This is a genomic window from Streptomyces sp. NPDC086080 (assembly GCF_044540255.1).
In the GTDB taxonomy this organism is placed as follows: Bacteria; Actinomycetota; Actinomycetes; order Streptomycetales; family Streptomycetaceae; genus Streptomyces.
Window position 1 is genome coordinate 91,409 of sequence record NZ_JBITRU010000019.1, and the last position, 18,714, is coordinate 110,122.

Sequence of the window (18,714 nt, forward strand, 5' to 3'; positions counted from 1 at the left end):
TCTCGCCGCACCTGGAGAGCGATGAACGCGTCATCCCGATGGGCCCGCCGGCTCGTCCCCGTCCTGCTGCTCGTCGTGTGGCTCGGTATCGGCGGGGCGTTCGGCTCCTACGCCGGAAGGCTCGGCGAGGTGGCCACCAACGACCAGGCCGGCTTCCTGCCGCGCAGCGCCGAATCGACCGAGGTCATCGAGGAGCAGAAGGCATTCCGGCAGGACGAGACGCTGCCGGCGATCGTGCTGTGGACCGCGGACGCGGACGGCCCGGTGAAGGACCGGCAGCGCGAGGCCACCCGCTCGCTGGCCTCCCTCGCGGGCACCCCGGGCATCGTCGGCAGGGCCTCTCCGGCGATCCCCTCCGAGGACGGCGAGGCACTCCAGGGCGTCGTCCCACTCGAACCCGCCGACGGGGACACGCTCACCGAGGTTCTTGACCGCATCCGAGCGGCGGCCGGACAGGTCCCGGACACCACGGTCCAGGTGGCCGGCCCCGCCGCGACCCAGGTCGACCTTTCCGACGCCTTCGCCGGAGTCGACGGCCTGCTGCTCGGCGTCGCGCTGGTGGCTGTCCTGCTGATCCTGGTCCTGGTGTACCGCAGCGTCCTGCTGCCCCTGGTGATCATCATTTCCGCGGTCATGGCGCTCGCCCTGGCCAGCGCGGTGGTGTACGCCCTCGCGAAGAACGACATCGTGCGGGTCGACGGCCAGGTCCAGGGGATCCTGTCCATCCTCGTCATCGGTGCCGCCACCGACTACGCCCTGCTGCTCACCGCCCGTTTCCGGGAGGAGGTGGCCGGACAGGACCGCTTCACCGCCATGCGCTCGGCGCTGAAGCAGACCTGGGGCGCCGTGGTGGCCAGTGCCGCCACCGTCGTACTGGGGCTGCTCGCCCTGCTGATCAGCGACCTCACCAACACTGCCGCGCTCGGGCCGGTCGGCTCGATCGGCATCGTGTGCTCCGTGCTCACCACCCTGACCTTCCTGCCCGCGGTGCTCGTCCTGCTCGGACGCGCGGCCTACTGGCCCGCCAAGCCGCACAGCGCCGAGGAACGGCGCACCGGTGACGGCGTGTGGCGGCGGGTCGCCTCCCTCGTCGACCGCGCCCCGCGCAAGGTGTGGGCGTTCACCCTGGCGGGCCTCGTGGTGTGTGCCGCGTTCTCGCCGGCCCTCACCTCCAAGGGCGTTCCGCTCGACGAGACCTTCGTCAACGACGCGCCCTCGGTGGCCGCCCAGCGCACCCTCTCCGAGCACTTCCCCGGCGGCTCCGGCAACCCCACCGTGGTCATCGCCGACGCGGGCCGGCTGGACCAGGTGGTGGCCGCGGCCGAGGACATCGAGGGCGTCGCCTCGGCGGCCGGCGTGACGGCCTCCGGCCGCCCCGGCGGCGAACCGCTGGTGGTCGACGGACGGGTCCGGGTCGACGTCACCCTCGACGCCGCCTCCGACAGCGACGCCGCGAAGGACACCGTGGCCCGGCTGCGGACCTCCCTGCACGCCGTTCCCGGTGCGGACGCTCTGGTGGGCGGCTACACGGCCCAGCAGTACGACACCCTGCGGACGGCGGAACGGGACCGCGGACTCATCGTCCCCGTGGTCCTCGTCGTCATCTTCCTCGTACTGACCGTGCTGCTGCGCTCGCTGCTGATGCCCGCACTACTCGTCGCCACCGTCGCGGTCAACTTCCTCGCCACGCTGGGTGTTTCCGCGCTCGTCTTCCCTCATGTGTTCGGATTCACCGGCACCGACCCGTCGGTGCCGCTGTACGGCTTCGTGTTCCTGGTGGCCCTCGGTGTCGACTACAACATCTTCCTCATGTCCCGGGTCAGGGAGGAGGCGCTGCGGCACGGAGCCCGCCAGGGCGTGCTGCGCGGGCTGGTCAGCACCGGCGGAGTGATCACCTCGGCCGGCGTGGTGCTGGCCGCGACCTTCGCGGCGCTCGGGGTGATCCCGCTGGCCTTCCTGGCGCAGGTCGCCTTCATCGTCGCCTTCGGTGTCCTCCTCGACACGCTGGTCGTCCGCTCCCTGCTGGTGCCCGCCCTCGCCCTGGACCTCGGCCCGGTCGCCTGGTGGCCGGGCCGGCTCTGGAAGGAGCGCGCGCAGGTGCGGGACTGACGGTCCCGCGGCCACGGGCAGCCGTGTGCCGTGCCGCCCGTACATGTCCGCCGCGATCCGGGGCAACCGCACCACACGGACGACGAACGGACGACGAACGGACGAACGGACGAGGGCGGCGATCGGGGCCGCGGCCGACAGGAGGTGTCCACCGACATGACCACCGTGACGGGAGCGAAGGTGCTGGAGCGTTTCCCCGCAGGGTCCCCGCGCGGATCGTGGCCCGCGGAGGAGTGCGCGGCCCGCCGCCGTGCCGCGGGCGAGTCCGCGACGGTCGTCATGGATCTGGAGTCGGACGCGTTCCTCGTGGTGGTTCCGGCCGAGGGCGACTGACCGCGGCCGGACCCGCCCGTGCCCGGTGACTCCCGGTGGAGTCACCGGGCACCGGCATGCTGATTGGTCTAAACCCTTGACTGGTACAGACCAAGGCGGTTGAGTGGGCCCCACACCCCCCACCACGGCCGCCTCCGCACCGCGACCGGCCCTGCCGGCGCGCACGGGCGAGACCCGCTCATCGGCATGTCCTCGCCCGGTGGCGGCCGTGTCCCGCAAAGGAGTTGATCCCTTGTCGAGACGCCGCATCGCCGCTGTGACGGCCGCCCTGCTCCTCGCCGGCAGCGCCCCCGTGCTCCTCCCCGCAACGACCGCCACCGCCGCCCCCGCCGCCTCCTGCTCCGGCTATCCGGACTGGAGGGCCGGGCAGTGGTACAACGCCGGTGACATCGTGCGCTACACCGACGGACGGGCGTACATCGCCGAGCACGGCAACCCGGGTTACGACCCCGTCATCAGCACCTGGTACTGGGAGCCGTACGCCTGTGACAACGGCCCCGGAACACCGGTCGGGAACTTCGTCGTGACCGAGGCGCAGTTCAACCAGATGTTCCCGGGCCGGAACGGTTTCTACAGCTACGGCGGGCTCGTCGCCGCGCTGAGCGCCTATCCCGGTTTCGCCAACACCGGCGGCGACACGGTGAGGAAGCAGGAGGCCGCCGCGTTCCTGGCCAACGTCCACCACGAGACCGGCGGCCTGGTCCACATCGTGGAGCAGAACACCGCCAACTATCCGCACTACTGCGACTGGGGGCAGCCGTTCGGCTGTCCGGCCGGCCAGGCCGCGTACTACGGCCGCGGGCCGGTGCAGCTGAGCTGGAACTACAACTACAAGGCCGCGGGCGACGCGCTCGGCATCGACCTGCTCAACAACCCCTGGCTGGTGCAGAACGACTCCGCGGTCGCCTGGAAGACGGCCCTCTGGTACTGGAACACCCAGACCGGCCCCGGGTCGATGACCGCGCACAGCGCGATGGTCGACCAGGCGGGCTTCGGCCACACGATCCGTGCCATCAACGGCTGGGTGGAGTGCGACGGCAGGAACCCCGCGCAGGTCCAGAGCAGGGTGACCAAGTATCAGCAGTTCACCCAGCTCCTGGGAACGACACCGGGCGGCAACCTGTACTGCTGACGCGGGGCCGTGCTCCATGGTGTCATGCCCCTGACCATCCGTACGGCTGCCGCGCGTCCCGCGCGCGCCCGGCCGTGCCCGGACGAAGGGGCATCCCCATGCGCACCCCCCACGCCCTCCTCGCCACGACCGTCTCGGCCGCCGCGCTGGCCGCGACGGTCGTGGCACCGGCGCCCGTCTCGGCCGCCGACGCGGTTCCACCACCCGGCACGTACTACGTCCAGAGCGCGACGACCGGACTCAACGCCGCCGACGCCGCCGGTGCGGTCGAGCAGCACAGACCGCGCGGCAACGAGGACCGCCAGCAGTGGAACCTGCGCGCCGACGGCACCCTGGAGAACACCGACAGCCCCGGCAGCTGCCTCGGCCGCACCGGCGACCGTGCCGCGACCGTCACGTGTGCGGACCCGGAAGCGCGCTGGGCGATCGCCCCGGCCGGCGCCGACCGGTTCACGCTGGCCGTCCCCGGCACCGACCGCCGCCTCACCGTCGCCCCGAAACCCTCCGGCGCCAACCACCCCGCCCGGCTCACCGTCGGCACCGGCACCGGCGACCTCGCCACCTGGTACCTCACGCCGGTCGACCCGGTCACCGGTCCCATGCCGCCGCAGGACCGGCGCACCCTGGACCAGGTCACCTTCCTCACCGCCCACAACGCCTACGCCAATGGCGTCGACGGCGGCTTCGCCCCGCCCTTCGTCGACCTCTTCCCCAACCAGAGCCGGGGCATCGAGCGTCAACTCGCCGACGGTGTACGCGGATTCATGCTGGACATCCACCAGACCCCGGACGGCGCGATCCTCTGCCACAACAGCTGCACCCTGGTCCGCCGGCCCGTCGCCCTGTGGGTCGATCTCCAGCGGATGGTCGACTTCCTGCGTGCCCACCCCGACCAGTTCGTCACCGTGTTCCTGGAGGACTACGTCGAACCGGGTGTACTGCGTGCCGAACTCGCCCGTGTCCAGGGGCTGTCGGAGGTGCTGTACCGGCCGGACCGCACCGGCGTCCGTGAGAACGGCTGGCCGGCCATGGGGCAGCTGGCCGCCGCCGGACAGCGGCTGCTGATCTTCAGCGACCACAGCCGGGACGCCGACCGGGCCGCGGGCCTGACCCGGGACACCTTCGGCGTGATGTACCAGCGTGAATGGACCGTCGAGAACCACTGGTCCATGGGTCCGGGCGCCGGAACCTCCGACTGGTCCTGCTACAGCCGCTGGTACGACGCGGGCACCAACATCCCGCTGACCCGCACCGAGCCCGGCTTCCGCCCCCTGTTCGTCATGAACCACTTCAGGGACACGGCGCTCACCTCCACGGCCGGCACCGACAACTCCAAGCTCGCCGACCGGGCCCGCCGCTTCTGCCAGCCGGCCGCCCGCAAGAAGCCCACCTACCTCGCCGTGGACCACTACGACCGCGGCGACCCCGCGGCCGCCGTCACCGCGCTCAACACGTACACCTATCCGTAGCCGCACCGCCACTCCCGCCCCCGGGGAAACCGCCCCCGGGGGCGGGAGTGGCGTACGCGATGGTTTTACGTATAACCTCTCCGGTCAATCCCACCTGTGAGGTCGCGATGAGACGCATCCCCCTGGTCACCCTCGTCGTCGACGACTACGACGAGGCGATCCGCTTCTACACCGGAGCCCTCGGCTTCCGGCTCGCCGAGGACACGCCCCGGCCGGACGGTGGCCGCTGGGTCGTCGTCGAACCGGACGCCGGGCACACCGGCACGGGACTGCTGCTCGCCCGCGCCAGGGGAGAGACGCAGCGGGCCCGGATCGGCGACCAGACCGGCGGGCGGGTGGGCTTCTTCCTGCACACCGACGACTTCGCCCGCGATCACGCGCGCCTGACCGCCGCCGGCGTGCGCTTCCTGGAGGAGCCGCGCCACGAGCCGTACGGTGCGGTCGCCGTCTTCCAGGACCTGTACGGCAACCGCTGGGACCTGCTCCAGCCCGCCGCCTGAACCCTCTTCGCACACCACGAACCCGCCCGCTCGAGGAAGGCTCCACCATGACCGCTACGCGCGTAGATGACGCTCTGATCCGCCGCCTCCCCAAGGCCGTCCTGCACGATCACCTCGACGGCGGGATGCGCCCCGCCACCGTGGTGGAGCTCGCTGAGGCGGCCGGCCACACCCTGCCCACCACCGACCCCGACGAGCTCGCCGCCTGGTACGTCGAGGCCGCGAACTCCGGTGATCTGGTCCGCTACATAGCCACCTTCGAGCACACGCTCGCCGTGATGCAGACCCGTGAGGGCCTGCTGCGCACCGCCGAGGAGTACGTCCTCGACCTCGCCGCCGACGGCGTCGTCTACGGCGAGGTCCGCTACGCCCCCGAGCTGAACACCAGGGGCGGGCTGACGATGGGCGAGGTCGTGGAAACGGTCCAGGAGGGGCTCGCCGCCGGTATGGCCAAGGCGGCCGCCGCCGGGACGCCCGTCCGGGTCGGCACCCTGCTCTGCGGCATGCGGATGTTCGACCGCGTCCGTGAGGCCGCCGACCTGGCCGTCGCCTTCCGGGACGCCGGGGTCGTCGGCTTCGACATCGCCGGCGCCGAGGACGGCTTCCCGCCCGCCGACCACCTCGCCGCCTTCGAGCACCTGCGGCGCGAGAACGTCCCGTTCACCATCCACGCCGGTGAGGCCCACGGCCTGCCCAGCATCCACCAGGCCCTGCAGGTCTGCGGCGCCCAGCGCATCGGGCACGGCGTGCGCATCACCGAGGACATCCCGGACCTCGCGGCCGGCAAGCTCGGCCGTCTCGCCGGCTGGGTGCGTGACCGCAGGATCGCCCTGGAGATGTGCCCCACCTCCAATCTGCAGACCGGCGCCGCCGGCTCGATCGCCGAACACCCGATCACCGCGCTGAAGGACCTCGGCTTCCGCGTCACCCTCAACACCGACAACCGTCTCGTCTCCGGCACCACCATGACCCGGGAGATGTCCCTGCTGGTCGAACAGGCCGGCTGGACGGCCGAGGATCTGCGGACGGTCACGGTGAACGCGGTGAAGAGCGCGTTCCTCCCGTTCGACGAGCGCGCCGCCCTCATCCGGGACGTGATCCTGCCCGGCTACGCCCCGGCGCTCTGAACCAGCCCTCGCGCATACGCGGCCTGTCCGACGTGCTGCAGATCGTCGGACAGGACGCTGACCAGCCGTACCCCCATGGTCACCGGGGGATCCCAGCGCTCGTCGACGACCCGTTCCAGATCCTTGGCGGTGAGGGACCGGAGCGCGTCCAGCGTCTGCTCGTGCACCGCGTCGTGGTAGCCGGTCAGCAGATCACCGGAGTCGACCCGTACCTTGCCGACCTGTGCCGACGTGTGGCCGTACCCGGTGTCGTGCCGGGGCAGGCCGAACGCCAGGCGCTTCTCCCAGCCGTCAAAGAGCCACACCTGGTCGAGACCGAAGGCGTCGGCGATGTGGTCGTCCTGGACCCGGGTGAGGTGCCAGACCAGCCAGGTGACGGAGTTCGCGCCGGGGCCCGGCCGGGCGTTCAGTGCGTCGGGGCCGAGGCCCTCGACGGCGGCGTGGACCTCTTCCCGGATGCGGCCGAAGCCGTCGATGAGGATGTCCTTGGCATGCATGCCTCCACCTTCGCGCATCCGGGCCTCTCACGCGTCCCCGCTGTCCAGCAGGGCCATCAGCGCCCGCGCCGCCGGGCTGGCCGCCCGCGGGGACGGCACCAGGGCCACCGTCTCGTACGCGGCCTCGTCGGTGCCCTTCAACGGCAGCGCGGTCAGGGTCTCGCGTTTGTGCCGGAAGTGCCGGGGCGCGACGGCGATGCCCAGGTCCCGCTCGACCAGATCGAGCAGGCTGTGCACATCGTTCACCTCCAGCGCCACGGTGCGCCGTACGCCCGCGGCGGCGAAGGCGGTGTCGGTGGCACGGCGCGGACCCCAGTCGGGGTGGAAGTCGACGAACACCTCGTCGGCCAGGCCGTGCGGCGTCAGCGGCACCCCGGCGCGTGCGAGCCGGTGGTCCGGATGGCACAGCACGGTCATCGGCTCGCTGGTCAGGGGCACCGACCGAAGCTGCTCCGGGTCCGCCTCCGTCCGGTAGGCGAAGGCAAGGTCCAGCCGGCCCGCCGCGACCTCCTCGGCCAGCGCGGCCGAGCCCCACTGCCGCAGCCGGATCTCCACATCCGGGTGGAGCCGGCGGAACGTGGCGAGCAGCTCCGCCACGTGCACCCCGGCGATGCACTGCTCGGTGCCCAGCGCGAGGGTGCCGCGCAGCACGCCCTGCACCGCCGCCACCGCCTCGTGCGCCGCCCGCACCTGCGCCAGGATCCGCTCCGCCTCCGTGAGCAGCGCCCGCCCCGCCTCGGTGAGCGTCACCCTGCGGGTCGTCCGGACGAACAGCGGTGTCCGCAGCTCGCGCTCCAGCGCGCGGATGGACGCGGACAGGCCCGACTGGGAGACCATCAGCCGTTCCGCCGCGCGGGTGAAGTGCTGGTGCTCGGCGACGGCGACGAAGTGCTGGAGGTGACGCAGTTCCATGATTGAGAAGCGTATCCGCTGAATTCCATCGGATTCTCCTGTTGGACCACTGCCCGCAGGTCACGACAGAGTGGGGCGGTGGTTCGACGGAACCGCCAAGACGTGTGCCGACCACTCTGGAGTCGCGTTGTACACCGCACACCCCGACCGTTACGCGGACATGCCCTACCGGCGCACCGGACGCAGCGGCCTGAAGCTCCCCGCGCTCTCGCTCGGCCTGTGGCACAACTTCGGACCCGACCGTCCGGCCGGGACCCAGCGCGCCATCCTGCGCCGCGCCTTCGACCTGGGTGTCACCCATTTCGACCTGGCCAACAACTACGGGCCGCCGCCCGGCGCGGCCGAGTCCGCCCTCGGCGAGGCGCTGAAGGCCGACTTCGCGCCGTACCGCGACGAGCTGGTGATCTCCACCAAGGCCGGCTACCTGATGTGGCCGGGCCCGTACGGCGAATGGGGCTCGCGCAAGTACCTGCTGTCCTCGCTGGACCGGAGCCTGAGCCGCATGGGCCTGGATCACGTCGACATCTTCTACTCGCACCGCTTCGACCCGGAGACTCCCCTGGAGGAGACGATGGGTGCCCTGCACTCGGCGGTCCAGCAGGGCAAGGCGCTGTACGTCGGCGTGTCCAACTACTCCGCGGAGCAGACCCGCGAAGCCGCCCGCATCCTGGGTGAGCTGGGCACCCCGCTGCTGATCAACCAGCCGCGCTACTCGATGCTCGACCGCCGCCCGGAGGACGAGGGGCTGATGGACACCCTGGACGAACTCCGGGTCGGTTCCATCGCCTACTCCCCGCTGGAGCAGGGACTGCTGACCGCACGTTACCTCGACGGCATACCCGAGGACTCCCGGGCCGCGAGCGACAGCCCCTTCCTGCACACGGACGCGCTCACTGGGGAACTGGTGGGCCGGCTGCGGGCGCTCAACGAGATCGCCGCGTCCCGCGGGCAGACCCTGGCGCAGATGGCACTGTCCTGGGTCCTGCGCGGCGGCCGGCTGACCTCCGCCCTGGTCGGTGCCAGCAGCCCGCGGCAGCTCGAGGACAGCGTGGCCGCCACCCGCAATCTCGACTTCACCGACGAGGAGCTGTCCCGCATCGAAGCCTTCGTGCGGCGGTAGGGCACGGCAGCGGTGGGCGGGGCCGAGGAAGCCGGCGTCACGCCCTCGCGGGCAACCGATCCGGGAAGCCGTACACCACACGGCCCCGGCTCCCGGCGTCGCGGGTGAGCGCATCCGCCCCGGCCACGGAAGCCGAGCCGTCCGCCGTCCGGACCCTCGCGGCCGCCCGGGCGCCGTCGGTGTCGGATCCCCGCGGGGCCGTGGGCGCGTTCCGGTCCCGGTGACCGGTGGTGCGTACGCCCTGCCCACGGCCCGTGGACAAGGCCGTCACCTGCGGGGGCATGCGGTCGGCCGGTCGGCAGCCGAATCGTTTCGGCCAGGCATCGCCATGAATATGCCAGGAGACTGGCCGGAAACACATGGTGACAGTGATTCAGCGGTGAACATACTCGACAACGAGAGCGCTTCACACCGCGCGACGGCGCCCTCACGCACAGCATGCGAGCCACGAGGCGGGCAGCCGGCCCGGCCCGGCGGGCGAGCAACGCAGCGGGGGAGGGAACGGGAACGTGCACGACGAATTCCTGTGCCATGTCACGGCGTACGGGGTCTGCGACGGCCGTCGCATCGGCGTGCCGCTGGGCACCTACCGGGCCCCCACCCTCGCCCTCGCCCTGTGGTGGCTGCGCGACCGCGCCTCCTGGATCGCCGAGCGGCTCGACCCGCGGCCCGACGCCGAGCACTTACCACCGGGCGCGCTCGTCCCCGTCGCCGACGACGTGCCCGATGTACCCGCCGTACTGCGCAGGTGGTGCGGTGACGACGCCCGGCAGGAAGAGGTGGCCGAGGCGCTCGCCGCCGGACGTCTGGTGCGTCTCGCCACCGGCGACGACACCACCGAGTACGAACTGCTGGCCGAGTCCGTGGATGCGCTGCGCATCCAGCGCGCCGCCCGCACGCTCGGCGTCCCGGTCGCCTGAGCGCTCCCGCTCCCGGTGAAGGGTTCGGAGCTCCGTTCCGGATCAGGGGTCTGTTCCACCGTCCCGCCGGCGCGCCGCACGCGCCATCGACGCCCCCGCGAACCCGGCGGCCAGCCCCCAGAGCAGAGCCAGCCCCAGCGCGCTCCACAGCCGTGGTGTCAGCAGTACCTCTCCGGAGAACCCCTCGCCCAGGTCACCGATGCCGAGCACGGACAGACCGAGCCGCGCGGAGATACGGACCATGAGGCAGATCATCAGCACCGTCAGCGCCAGCGCCAGCGCCAGGCGCACGGCGTGCTGCCAGACCCGGACGCGCGGCGGTGACAGGGCGGCCATCACGAACGCGACGGTCAGCAGCAGCACCGCGTCCCCCACCAGCAGCCACCACCAGGTGCCCCCGTCGTGCTCGACGAGCGTGCCCAGGTTCAGCTCGGAGACGTCCGGGGTGCGCAGCACCTCGTCGAGCACCTGTGGCATGGGCAGCCCGAACGGCCCCTCCACCCGGCCGTCCCAGGTGGCACCGAGCCCGACGGTCAACGCGAGCCAGGCCACGTTGGGCAGGCCCAGCAGGATGACCGCGAACGTCTCGACCGGGTGGCCCCGGGTGGCGGCGACGACCAGCGCGACGACGAGAGCGATGACCACGGCGGCGAGCAGCAGGCGCACCATCGCGAGCGCGGCGGGACGCACCGACGCCCGGAAGCGCGACAGCCCGGCCGGCAGCGGCGCGTCCCGGGACACCGCCAGCGACACCAGCAGCACCCCCGCCAGCCAGACCAGGCCGATCAGGACGGTCAGCGGCACATCGGCGGCGAACCCGACCACCGGTCTGAAACCGAACAGGTCCCCTAGGTCGCCGAGCGGACCGTCGCCGAGCGAGATCTCGAAGGTGTGTCGTGCGGCGAGCGCCAGGCCGAGCAGGGCGAGCAGCCACAGCACGGCGATCCTCGCCGCCCACCCGCCCAGCTCGGGCGCGTCGGCGACCGCCCGGTGGCGCTGGGGACGCAGAAACCCCCAGCCGATGATCAGCGCTCCGGTGAGCGTGACGGACAGCGGGACGACCGCCAGACCACCCTCGGTTCCGGCCAGTCCGCCGGCGTCGCCGGACAGCTTCACGGTGCCGCCGACCGCCGTCACCACCGTCGCCGCGACCACCTGGGGAAAGGCGCCCCCCGGCAGGTCGGGGGCGCTGGCCGCCCACAGCCCGAGCGCGGCGACCGCACCCATGGCGGCCACCGTGCCGAGGACCGTGACGAAGGCCTGCGCCCAGCCGTGGCGGGACACGGTGCGGCCGGAGGAGGTGCGTGCACTCACGTGTGCACGCTAAGCAGCCCGCGTCGGCGTCGCCTGCCGGGAGGTCCGTCCGCGTCGCCGGGCAGGCGGTCCGGCGGCCCGGCGGCCCGGCGGCCCGGCGGTCGGGCGGTCGGATGGGCAGGCGGGCGGTCGGATGGGCAGGCGGGCGGGCAGGTGACGATGACGCCGCCGCGAGGCCTACAACCCCCGGCCCCCGTGACGCGCGTGACGGTCACGGATCACCAGAGCGTGGTCACCGAGACCCATCAGACGGCCGGGCGGCACCTCGCCGAGTGTCGTCAGGACCGCCTCGATGCGGGCGGTGACCGGATCGAACGCCGCGTCGAGCACCGTGCCGCCCTCCTCACCGCACTCCGTGAGCACTCTGCTCCCCACCAGCTCATGGTGGGCGGGTACCTCGTCCGGGCCGCCGGCCCGGAGGACGACCAGTGCACCGGGGCCGGCCGCGCGCAGGGCGTCCCAGGCCACGGGCACGCCTCTGCGCAGCCGCCCCCGCGCCATCAGGGCGTACGTCACCCGCCAGGGAGCCCCGTCGACGGTCAGCGCCCGCACCACACCGACCCGGCCGGCGCCGCCCGGAGCCAGTACCGGCAGCCCCCGCACCCGGGAGAACAGCATCATCGGGCCGCACCCCGTCCGGGATCGTGGCGGGCACCGACGCGGGCCGTGAAGGCGGGCAGGTCGTCGGTGACGTACGTCGTGGCGTGCGCGGGGATCACCAGGGTCCGGCCGGTGACGGTCAGGGCCTCGCCCCGGGGCACGTACACCCGGTGCCGCCGGTGCCGGGAGCCGTGCACCAGCTCACGGTGCGCCGCCAGCCGGAAGGCGACCAGCCGTCCGCTGGTGCCGCCCTCGACCAGGATGTCGAGCACCGTCCCCACCGTCTCGCCCTCGTCGGTCACCACCTGCGCCCCCAGCAGCCGTCCGCGCACCGCCTCGCGGCGCGCCGCGGAAAGCCGGATGCCGCACAGTGCTCCCGCGTCGCGGACCATGACCGCCCGGTGACCCAGACAGTGCACCGCCGGCCAGGGCAGATACTGCGGCAGGGGCCCCGACAGCAGGGTCCGGCCGGTGAGCGTGAAGCTCTCGATCCGCCCGGCCGAGGTGTCGAACACGGTGTCCTTGACATGGGCCACGGCGTCACCGCCCAGCGTCACCACGGGCAGCGTCGCCAGGCTCCGCACCCCCGCCAGTTCGTACATGGCACGCCCTTCCGCCGGACCCGGCGGAATCCGGGTTCCCCGCGGTACGAGGCCGAACACGGATCAGGTGGACTGTGCCGCCGGACCCGGGGTACCAGGACTGATGCAGATCATCCGGCCGGGCCGGCTACGCAGAGAGACAACGCATGACCTATCACGTGGACGGGGCAGTGATACCCACTGGTTTCGGCGTACCCGTGGAACCGCTGCGGCGGGCGGCGCACTTCACCGGCGAACCGGGGTGCATCGCCGAGGCGCGGGCCTTCGCCGCGGAGTTCCTGGAGCAGCTCAGGACCCAGTGGGACGCCTCGATCGACGCGCGGTCCGACGGCGCGGTGCTGCTGGTGGTGAGTGAACTGGTCACCAACGCGGACCGGCACAGCGGGGGACCGTACATCCTGGAGCTCGAGGGTACGGACACCTCGCTCACCGTGGCGGTCTACGACAGCAGTGACACGCTGCCCCGCGTCTTTCCCCGTGACCCCGAGCGCGTCGGGCGGCACGGGCTGGAGATCGTCCGGGCGCTGGCACAGGACGTCGGCGTGGAACGGGTGCCGGTCGGCAAGCGGGTACGCGCCGTACTGAGTCTCGACGGCACATGAGGGGCAGGCGTCCCGCCCGTCCCGTCAGGCGCAGCCGAGGTCGCCCAGCATGCCCTCGCGCAGCCGCGTGATGATCCGCTTGATCAGCCGCGACACATGCATCTGCGTGCAGCCGAGGCGCTCACCGATCTCCGCCTGGGTGGCCTCCTCCACGAACCGCAGATGGATGATCTCCCGGTCGCGGTCGCTGAGCTCCGCCATCAGCGGGGCCAGCGTGTGGAAGTCCTCGATGAGCCGCAGCCCCTCCTCCTCCACCCCGATGAAGTCCGCGAGGACGGCTTCGCCGTTGTCCGGGCCGTCTCCGGTGAGGGCGGCGTCCAGCGACGAGGAGGTGTACCCGTTGGCGGCGATCTGCCCCTCGACGACCTGCCGCTCGGTGAGGTTCATCAGCGTGGCCAGCTCGGCGACCGTGGGCTCCCGGTCCAGCCGGCCGGCGAGTTCCTCGCGGGCCTTGGCCAGCTCGACCCGCAGCTCCTGCAACCGCCGCGGCACATGCACGGCCCACGTGGTGTCGCGGAAGAACCGCTTGATCTCACCCACGATGTACGGCAGGGCGAACGAGGTGAACTCCACCTCGCGCGACAGCTCGAACCGGTCGATCGCCTTGATCAGACCGATCATGCCGGTCTGCACGATGTCGTCCATGTCGTCGCCCCGGCCGCGGAACCGCCCGGCCGCGAACCGCACGAGGGACATGTTCATCTCGATGAGGGTGTTGCGCGCGTACTGGTACTCGCGCGTGCCCTCCTCCAGCTCCGCAAGGCGGCGGAAGAAGTGCCGGGACAACGTCCTCGCGTCACGCGGAGCGACGGTCCGGGGATCCACGTCCAGCGGTGCTCCGTCACCCGCCGCGGCCTCGGTCCGCTCATCGACTGCCCGCGCCTGCGACCGGATCACGGCGGTCCTCATTTCCTCTCCCCACGAATGTCACGGCTGCCCTGTGCCTCGCGAGTACCCGGCTTGCGCGGACCCATGCACACGGAATCTCCGAGCGGCCGGCACGCGGCGCTCACGGTCCTCCTGCCCACCTCCGAGGGTACGGCAGCACACCCGGCGCGGCAGCCGGCCCGGCGTGCCGGACCGTCTTCACTCAGGGCGGAACGCCGCTCCCTTCCCCTCCGGCCCGGAATTCCTAGGCTGAGCAGGTGACCGATCGAGCGCCGCACCACGCCCCCCACGCCCGCGTCGTCCCCCTGCGACCCGCCCCGGCCCGGCCGGCCCCGGCACCCCCACCCAGAGAGCCCCTGTGGCGCGACCTCGTCGGTGACGTGCTGCGCACGGAGCGGCTCGCCCAGGAGCGGACGCTGAAGGACGTCGCCGACGAGGCCCGCATCTCCATGCCGTATCTCTCGGAGGTGGAGCGGGGCCGCAAGGAGGCCTCCTCGGAGGTCCTCGCGGCCGCCGCCCACGCGCTCGGTCTCGGCCTGGGCGACCTGCTGTCGCGGGCCCACGGCGAGCTGGTCCGCGTCACCGCCCGGCGGGCTCCCGCCCCCCGGGTCGTGCCCGGCCCCGCGCGCGACGGGATGTGCCTGGCCGCCTGACCCGTGCCCGGCGCCTCACCCCCGCAGGCGCCGGGCCAGTACCTCGTCCGCCAGGCCGTACGCCACGGCCTCTTCGGCGGTGAACACCTTGTCGCGGTCCATGTCCGCCCGCAGGGTCTCCACGTCGTGGTGTGTGTGCCGCGCCAGCACCTCCTCCACCTGGGAACGGATCCGTACCATCTCCTTGGCCCGGAGCGACAGATCGGACGCCGTGCCGCGCGCGCCGCCCGCGGCCGGCTGCCCGAGCAGCACCCGCGCGTGTTCCAGCACGAACCGCCGCCCCGGGTCGCCGCCGGCCAGCAGCACGGCCGCCGTGGAGGCCGCCTGCCCGACACAGAACGTCGAGATCGGCGCCTGTACGAACGTCATCGTGTCGTAGATCGCCATGAGCGAGGTGAACGAGCCGCCGGGGGAGTTGATGTAGACCGCGAGCTCGCTCTCCGGGGCCGCCGACTCCAGATGGAGCAGCTGCGCGATGACGACATTGGCGACGCCGTCGTCGATCTCGGTCCCGAGGAAGATGATCCGCTCGGCGAGCAGCCTGCTGAACACGTCGTAGGACCGCTCGCCCCGCGGCGTGCGCTCGACGACGTTCGGAATCGTGTACGTCCCCATCACCGCAGTCCGATCGCGCGCCGTGCCGCGGCCGGGCGGACGTCGTCGAGCGACTCCACCACCCGGTCGACCATCCCGTACTCCAGGGCCTGCTCGGCCGTGAACCAGCGGTCCCGGTCACCGTCCCGGGAGATGGTCGCGGCGCTCTGCCCGGTGTGCTCGGCGGTGATCCGCTCGATGGTCCGCTTGGTGAACTCCAGGTTCTCCGCCTGGATCTCGATGTCGGCGGTGGTGCCGCCGATGCCGCCCGACGGCTGATGCATCATGACGCGCGCGTGCGGCAGGGCGTAACGCTTGCCGGCCGTGCCGACGCAGAGCAGGAACTGGCCCATGCTGGCCGCGAAGCCCATCGCCAGCGTGGAGACGTCGTTGGGGATCAGCCGCATCGTGTCGTAGATGGCCAGCCCCGCGTGCACCGAGCCGCCGGGGCTGTTGATGTACAGGCTGATGTCGGTGCGGGGGTCCTCGGCGGACAGGATCAGCAACTGCGCGCAGACGCGGTTGGCGGAGACCTCGTCGACCTGGGTGCCGAGCAGCACGATCCGTTGCGCGAGCAGCTGGGCGGCGAGATCGTCGTCGTACCGGGTCGGCGGGGTGCCGCCCTCCTCGGCCCGGGGCTGTGGCGGGGCCGGCCGGGGGACGGCGGTGAGTGGGGACATCGGCGCTCCTGGTGGTCGTCGGTCGGAACGCGGCCGGCAGAGCCGCGTGCCTCCACTGTCGACCGGCCGGGGCGGCGGACGGGCACCTCTCTGCCCGCGGCAGATTCGCCACGGGCAGAGCGCCCGCCGCCCGCCCGTTCCACGCCCACCGATGAGTTCTCCGACCCGGGCCGGTCTACACCGATGACCGCGTTCGACGCCCAGGAGGTACTCATGACCACCGACGGATTCACCACGTGTCTCTGGTTCGACGGCCAGGCGGAGGAGGCCGCGAACTTCTACGTCTCGGTCTTCAAGAACTCGAGCCTCGGCGCGACCGTCCGGAACACCGACGCCACACCCGGCGCCGAGGGCTCCGTGCTCACCGTCGAGTTCACGGCCAACGGCCAGAAGTTCGTCGCCCTGAACGGCGGACCCGAGTTCACGTTCAGCGAGGCGATCTCGTTCCAGCTCGACTGCGCCGACCAGGCGGAGATCGACCACTACTGGGAGAAGCTCGTCGAGGGCGGCGGCGAACACGGCCCCTGCGGCTGGCTCAAGGACCGGTTCGGCGTCTCGTGGCAGGTCAACGCGGTCCGGCTGACCGAGATGATCAGCGACCCGGACCGGCAGAAGGCGGACCGCGCCATGAAGGCCATGCTGTCGATGGGCAAGCTCGACGTCGCCGCCCTGGAGAAGGCGTACACGGGTGAGTGACGCCGGGGGCGGGGCGGGGCCCCGCCGTTCCCTGGCCTCGGCCAGGACCGCTCAGCCGCCCCGGACCTGCTCGCCGATCACCCGGGTGATCGCCCGCGCGATGCGCAGGATGCCGGGGGAGGAGACCGGGCACGGCCTGGGCGTGGAGGTCGTGGGCGCCAGGCAGAAATGGAGAGGGTCGTCGTCGCGGTGCAGGGCCGTGCGGTCCCGCCCGGGGTCGGTGCAGTGGCCGGGGTGGGCACGCTCATGGGCGTCGCACGGCAGATACTGCGCCCAGGTGTAGCGGGCTCCCTCGGGGCTCACCGTCCTCCCCGCGTCGGCGACGAGCTCTCCGGAGCCGTCGGCCCGCCGCTCGTAGAGCTCGTTCACCCGGCGCACCCGCTCGGGGGTGACCGGGTCCGGACCCTGCAGTACCCAGACGATCCGAGGGCCCCGGCTGCCGCCCGCCGAGCGGATCTGCTCGGTCAGGCGCCGCGCGTCGGCCGCGTACCGCTCCAGGTACCGCGCCGGCGCGCCGTCGTAGGTGAGTCCCTCCATGCACGGCGTGTATCCCCAGGCGTTGCCCCAGAACTGCAGCACCACGAAATCCGGCCGCAGCCTCCGCACCAGCGCGGCCGCCTTGTCCGCCGGAGGCACCAGGGACCGCTCGGCGGATCCCTCCAGGTAGTCGCAGAGCGTCGTGCCGGAGTAGGGCACGCTGGTGTAGCGGGCGCGCAACCGTCCGCGCAGCTCCGCGCCGAGCACCTTCTGGTTCTCCATCGCCAGGGAGTCCCCCAGATACAGCACCACCGGCGGGTCCACGGCCGGTGCGGACGGGTCGGGCGGCACGGACGCGGCGGGTGGCCGCTGGTGCGTGGTGGCCGACGGTTCGGGCGCGGCGGCCGGAGGCGGCCCGGCCTCCGGCCCGGACGACGGGTCGGTGCACGCACCGAGCAGCGCCGTGGCGAGTGCCACGGATACGATCCAGGCCCTGCGCATGCGGCGGCTCTCCCCCCGGCCGGCGAAACGGCTCCCCAGGCAAGCACAGCCGGGGCCGTCGGGGAAGGGACAGTTCCGGCCGGGCCGGTTCGGCGCGCGGGCGGGGACGCCGGTGGCTAGCGTGAGGAGAACGGACCGACACCCGTCCGGAGAGGGCCGCAGCCATGGCCGTATCGCCCGAAGGGGCCCCGTGCTGGGCCGACGCGATGTTCGACGACATCGAGGGGGCCAAGGACTTCTACGGTGCCGTTCTCGGCTGGACCTTCGGCGAGACCTCGCCGGAGTCCGGCGACTACACCCAGGCCTACGCCGACGGAAGGGCGGTGGCGGCCGTCGTTCCGACCGTGCCCGGCCAGGAGGGCAGCTCGCAGTGGTGTCTGTACTTCGCGGCCCGGGACGCGGCCGATGTCGCCGCCCGGATCCGGGACAACGGCGGTGAGCTGCTGATGGAGCCGATGAGGGTCGGCGACTTCGGCACCATGTGCCTGGCTCGCGACCCCGGCGGGGTCGTCTTCGGCCTCTGGCAGGCCGGCACCCACGAGGGTTTCGGGGCCATGGCCGAACCGGGCGCGTACTGCTGGGCCGAGGTCTTCACCCGTGAGCCGGAGAAGTCCGACGCGTTCTTCCCCGCCGTCTTCTCCTACCGCTCCAGGCAGCTCGAGGGCGGGATGGACTTCAGGATCTACGACCTGGGGGAGCGCAGTGTGCTCGGCCGGATGCGGATGACGGACGACTTCCCGCCCGAGGTGCCGCCGTACATCAACGTCTACTTCACCGTCGCCGACTGCGACGAGGCGGTGTCCCGGGCGACCGAGCGGGGTGGTGTGCTGCGGTTCGGCCCCATGGACACCCCGTTCGGGCGGTTCGCGGCGATCAGCGACCCGCAGGGCGCGGACTTCTCCGTGATCGACGTCACGGCCACCACGGGTGAGATGCCGAGGACCACCGACGTGGACTGAGCGGAGACGTGCCGGCCGGCCGGTCATGG

At 72.3% G+C, this 18,714-nt stretch carries 21 protein-coding genes; 12 read left to right on the forward strand and 9 right to left on the reverse strand.

Annotated features, from left to right (window positions below):
• The first annotated feature begins 21 nt into the window (after positions 1–21).
• From ACIF9R_RS22630 to ACIF9R_RS22655, 6 genes are all read left to right on the forward strand, one after another.
• Positions 22–2,109, forward strand: coding sequence for an MMPL family transporter (locus ACIF9R_RS22630; protein ID WP_399982923.1), 2,088 nt, complete (start codon positions 22–24; stop codon positions 2,107–2,109).
• Positions 2,110–2,265: 156 nt separating this feature from the next.
• Positions 2,266–2,442: a hypothetical protein gene (locus ACIF9R_RS22635; protein WP_399982925.1), complete on the forward strand. Its 177-nt coding sequence runs from the start codon at positions 2,266–2,268 to the stop codon at positions 2,440–2,442.
• A gap of 232 nt (positions 2,443–2,674) precedes the next feature.
• Positions 2,675–3,574, forward strand: coding sequence for a glycoside hydrolase family 19 protein (locus ACIF9R_RS22640; RefSeq protein WP_399982927.1), 900 nt, complete (start codon positions 2,675–2,677; stop codon positions 3,572–3,574).
• 98 nt (positions 3,575–3,672) lie between these two features.
• A complete protein-coding gene (locus ACIF9R_RS22645) occupies positions 3,673–5,043 on the forward strand; it encodes a phospholipase (RefSeq protein WP_399982930.1) in 1,371 nt (456 codons plus the stop codon).
• 107 nt (positions 5,044–5,150) lie between these two features.
• Positions 5,151–5,543 carry a VOC family protein gene (locus ACIF9R_RS22650; protein ID WP_399982932.1) on the forward strand — a complete coding sequence of 131 codons (393 nt, stop codon included), beginning with the start codon at positions 5,151–5,153 and terminating at the stop codon, positions 5,541–5,543.
• A 47-nt stretch (positions 5,544–5,590) separates the two neighbouring features.
• Positions 5,591–6,670, forward strand: a complete 1,080-nt coding sequence (locus ACIF9R_RS22655; protein ID WP_399982935.1) for an adenosine deaminase — start codon at positions 5,591–5,593, stop codon at positions 6,668–6,670.
• Here the strand turns inward: ACIF9R_RS22655 and ACIF9R_RS22660 are convergent.
• A complete protein-coding gene (locus tag ACIF9R_RS22660) occupies positions 6,652–7,167 on the reverse strand; it encodes a DinB family protein (RefSeq protein WP_399982937.1) in 516 nt (171 codons plus the stop codon). The genes ACIF9R_RS22655 and ACIF9R_RS22660 overlap by 19 nt on opposite strands.
• A gap of 27 nt (positions 7,168–7,194) precedes the next feature.
• A complete protein-coding gene (locus tag ACIF9R_RS22665; protein WP_399982940.1) occupies positions 7,195–8,079 on the reverse strand; it encodes a LysR family transcriptional regulator in 885 nt (294 codons plus the stop codon).
• A gap of 127 nt (positions 8,080–8,206) precedes the next feature.
• Between ACIF9R_RS22665 and mgrA the strand changes: the two genes are divergently transcribed.
• Both mgrA and ACIF9R_RS22675 read left to right on the forward strand, forming a co-directional pair.
• Entirely contained in the window at positions 8,207–9,199 is a 993-nt protein-coding gene (gene mgrA / locus ACIF9R_RS22670; protein WP_399982942.1) for an L-glyceraldehyde 3-phosphate reductase, read from the forward strand.
• A 509-nt stretch (positions 9,200–9,708) separates the two neighbouring features.
• Positions 9,709–10,119, forward strand: a complete 411-nt coding sequence (locus ACIF9R_RS22675) for a hypothetical protein (protein ID WP_399982945.1) — start codon at positions 9,709–9,711, stop codon at positions 10,117–10,119.
• A gap of 42 nt (positions 10,120–10,161) precedes the next feature.
• Here the strand turns inward: ACIF9R_RS22675 and ACIF9R_RS22680 are convergent, their stop codons facing one another.
• From ACIF9R_RS22680 to ACIF9R_RS22690, 3 genes are all read right to left on the reverse strand, one after another.
• Positions 10,162–11,433, reverse strand: coding sequence for a streptophobe family protein (locus ACIF9R_RS22680; protein ID WP_399982948.1), 1,272 nt, complete (start codon positions 11,431–11,433; stop codon positions 10,162–10,164).
• 177 nt (positions 11,434–11,610) lie between these two features.
• Positions 11,611–12,054, reverse strand: coding sequence for a PRC-barrel domain containing protein (locus ACIF9R_RS22685; protein ID WP_399982950.1), 444 nt, complete (start codon positions 12,052–12,054; stop codon positions 11,611–11,613).
• Positions 12,051–12,635, reverse strand: coding sequence for a PRC-barrel domain-containing protein (locus ACIF9R_RS22690; RefSeq protein WP_399982953.1), 585 nt, complete (start codon positions 12,633–12,635; stop codon positions 12,051–12,053). The genes ACIF9R_RS22685 and ACIF9R_RS22690 overlap by 4 nt, the downstream gene beginning before the upstream one ends.
• Positions 12,636–12,781: 146 nt before the next feature.
• On the opposite strand from ACIF9R_RS22690, the gene ACIF9R_RS22695 reads away from it, so the two are divergent.
• Positions 12,782–13,237, forward strand: a complete 456-nt coding sequence (locus ACIF9R_RS22695) for an ATP-binding protein (RefSeq protein WP_399982956.1) — start codon at positions 12,782–12,784, stop codon at positions 13,235–13,237.
• A gap of 24 nt (positions 13,238–13,261) precedes the next feature.
• On the opposite strand, the gene ACIF9R_RS22700 is transcribed toward ACIF9R_RS22695, so the two are convergent.
• Positions 13,262–14,146 carry a SigB/SigF/SigG family RNA polymerase sigma factor gene (locus ACIF9R_RS22700; RefSeq protein WP_399982958.1) on the reverse strand — a complete coding sequence of 295 codons (885 nt, stop codon included), beginning with the start codon at positions 14,144–14,146 and terminating at the stop codon, positions 13,262–13,264.
• Positions 14,147–14,382: 236 nt separating this feature from the next.
• Between ACIF9R_RS22700 and ACIF9R_RS22705 the strand changes: the two genes are divergently transcribed.
• On the forward strand, positions 14,383–14,778 hold the full coding sequence (locus ACIF9R_RS22705; RefSeq protein WP_399982961.1) for a helix-turn-helix domain-containing protein: 396 nt from the start codon (positions 14,383–14,385) through the stop codon (positions 14,776–14,778).
• 15 nt (positions 14,779–14,793) lie between these two features.
• Here the strand turns inward: ACIF9R_RS22705 and ACIF9R_RS22710 are convergent, their stop codons facing one another.
• Positions 14,794–15,393, reverse strand: coding sequence for a ClpP family protease (locus tag ACIF9R_RS22710; RefSeq protein ID WP_399982964.1), 600 nt, complete (start codon positions 15,391–15,393; stop codon positions 14,794–14,796).
• The gene (locus tag ACIF9R_RS22715) at positions 15,393–16,052 is read right to left on the reverse strand and encodes an ATP-dependent Clp protease proteolytic subunit (RefSeq protein ID WP_399982967.1); all 660 of its coding nucleotides are present in this window, start codon (positions 16,050–16,052) and stop codon (positions 15,393–15,395) included. The genes ACIF9R_RS22710 and ACIF9R_RS22715 overlap by 1 nt, the downstream gene beginning before the upstream one ends.
• 213 nt (positions 16,053–16,265) lie before the next feature.
• Between ACIF9R_RS22715 and ACIF9R_RS22720 the strand changes: the two genes are divergently transcribed.
• On the forward strand, positions 16,266–16,748 hold the full coding sequence (locus ACIF9R_RS22720) for a VOC family protein (protein WP_399982969.1): 483 nt from the start codon (positions 16,266–16,268) through the stop codon (positions 16,746–16,748).
• A 51-nt stretch (positions 16,749–16,799) separates the two neighbouring features.
• Here ACIF9R_RS22720 and ACIF9R_RS22725 read toward each other — a convergent pair whose 3' ends face one another.
• A complete protein-coding gene (locus ACIF9R_RS22725; protein WP_399982972.1) occupies positions 16,800–17,726 on the reverse strand; it encodes an SGNH/GDSL hydrolase family protein in 927 nt (308 codons plus the stop codon).
• Positions 17,727–17,890: 164 nt separating this feature from the next.
• On the opposite strand from ACIF9R_RS22725, the gene ACIF9R_RS22730 reads away from it, so the two are divergent.
• Entirely contained in the window at positions 17,891–18,685 is a 795-nt protein-coding gene (locus tag ACIF9R_RS22730) for a VOC family protein (protein WP_399982974.1), read from the forward strand.
• The last annotated feature ends 29 nt before the right edge of the window (positions 18,686–18,714 follow it).

Bases quoted from the DNA above. Each gene is read 5' to 3' on its own strand.
- ACIF9R_RS22685 (WP_399982950.1), bottom strand. From the start codon at position 12,054: ATGATGCTGTTCTCCCGGGTGCGGGGGCTGCCGGTACTGGCTCCGGGC.
- ACIF9R_RS22715 (WP_399982967.1), bottom strand. From the start codon at position 16,052: ATGTCCCCACTCACCGCCGTCCCCCGGCCGGCCCCGCCACAGCCCCGG.
- ACIF9R_RS22690 (WP_399982953.1), bottom strand. From the start codon at position 12,635: ATGTACGAACTGGCGGGGGTGCGGAGCCTGGCGACGCTGCCCGTGGTG.
- ACIF9R_RS22655 (WP_399982935.1), top strand. From the start codon at position 5,591: ATGACCGCTACGCGCGTAGATGACGCTCTGATCCGCCGCCTCCCCAAG.
- ACIF9R_RS22660 (WP_399982937.1), bottom strand. From the start codon at position 7,167: ATGCATGCCAAGGACATCCTCATCGACGGCTTCGGCCGCATCCGGGAA.
- ACIF9R_RS22650 (WP_399982932.1), top strand. From the start codon at position 5,151: ATGAGACGCATCCCCCTGGTCACCCTCGTCGTCGACGACTACGACGAG.
- ACIF9R_RS22665 (WP_399982940.1), bottom strand. From the start codon at position 8,079: ATGGAACTGCGTCACCTCCAGCACTTCGTCGCCGTCGCCGAGCACCAG.
- ACIF9R_RS22700 (WP_399982958.1), bottom strand. From the start codon at position 14,146: ATGAGGACCGCCGTGATCCGGTCGCAGGCGCGGGCAGTCGATGAGCGG.
- ACIF9R_RS22635 (WP_399982925.1), top strand. From the start codon at position 2,266: ATGACCACCGTGACGGGAGCGAAGGTGCTGGAGCGTTTCCCCGCAGGG.
- ACIF9R_RS22645 (WP_399982930.1), top strand. From the start codon at position 3,673: ATGCGCACCCCCCACGCCCTCCTCGCCACGACCGTCTCGGCCGCCGCG.
- ACIF9R_RS22710 (WP_399982964.1), bottom strand. From the start codon at position 15,393: ATGGGGACGTACACGATTCCGAACGTCGTCGAGCGCACGCCGCGGGGC.
- ACIF9R_RS22695 (WP_399982956.1), top strand. From the start codon at position 12,782: ATGACCTATCACGTGGACGGGGCAGTGATACCCACTGGTTTCGGCGTA.
- ACIF9R_RS22720 (WP_399982969.1), top strand. From the start codon at position 16,266: ATGACCACCGACGGATTCACCACGTGTCTCTGGTTCGACGGCCAGGCG.
- ACIF9R_RS22630 (WP_399982923.1), top strand. From the start codon at position 22: ATGAACGCGTCATCCCGATGGGCCCGCCGGCTCGTCCCCGTCCTGCTG.
- ACIF9R_RS22730 (WP_399982974.1), top strand. From the start codon at position 17,891: ATGGCCGTATCGCCCGAAGGGGCCCCGTGCTGGGCCGACGCGATGTTC.
- ACIF9R_RS22725 (WP_399982972.1), bottom strand. From the start codon at position 17,726: ATGCGCAGGGCCTGGATCGTATCCGTGGCACTCGCCACGGCGCTGCTC.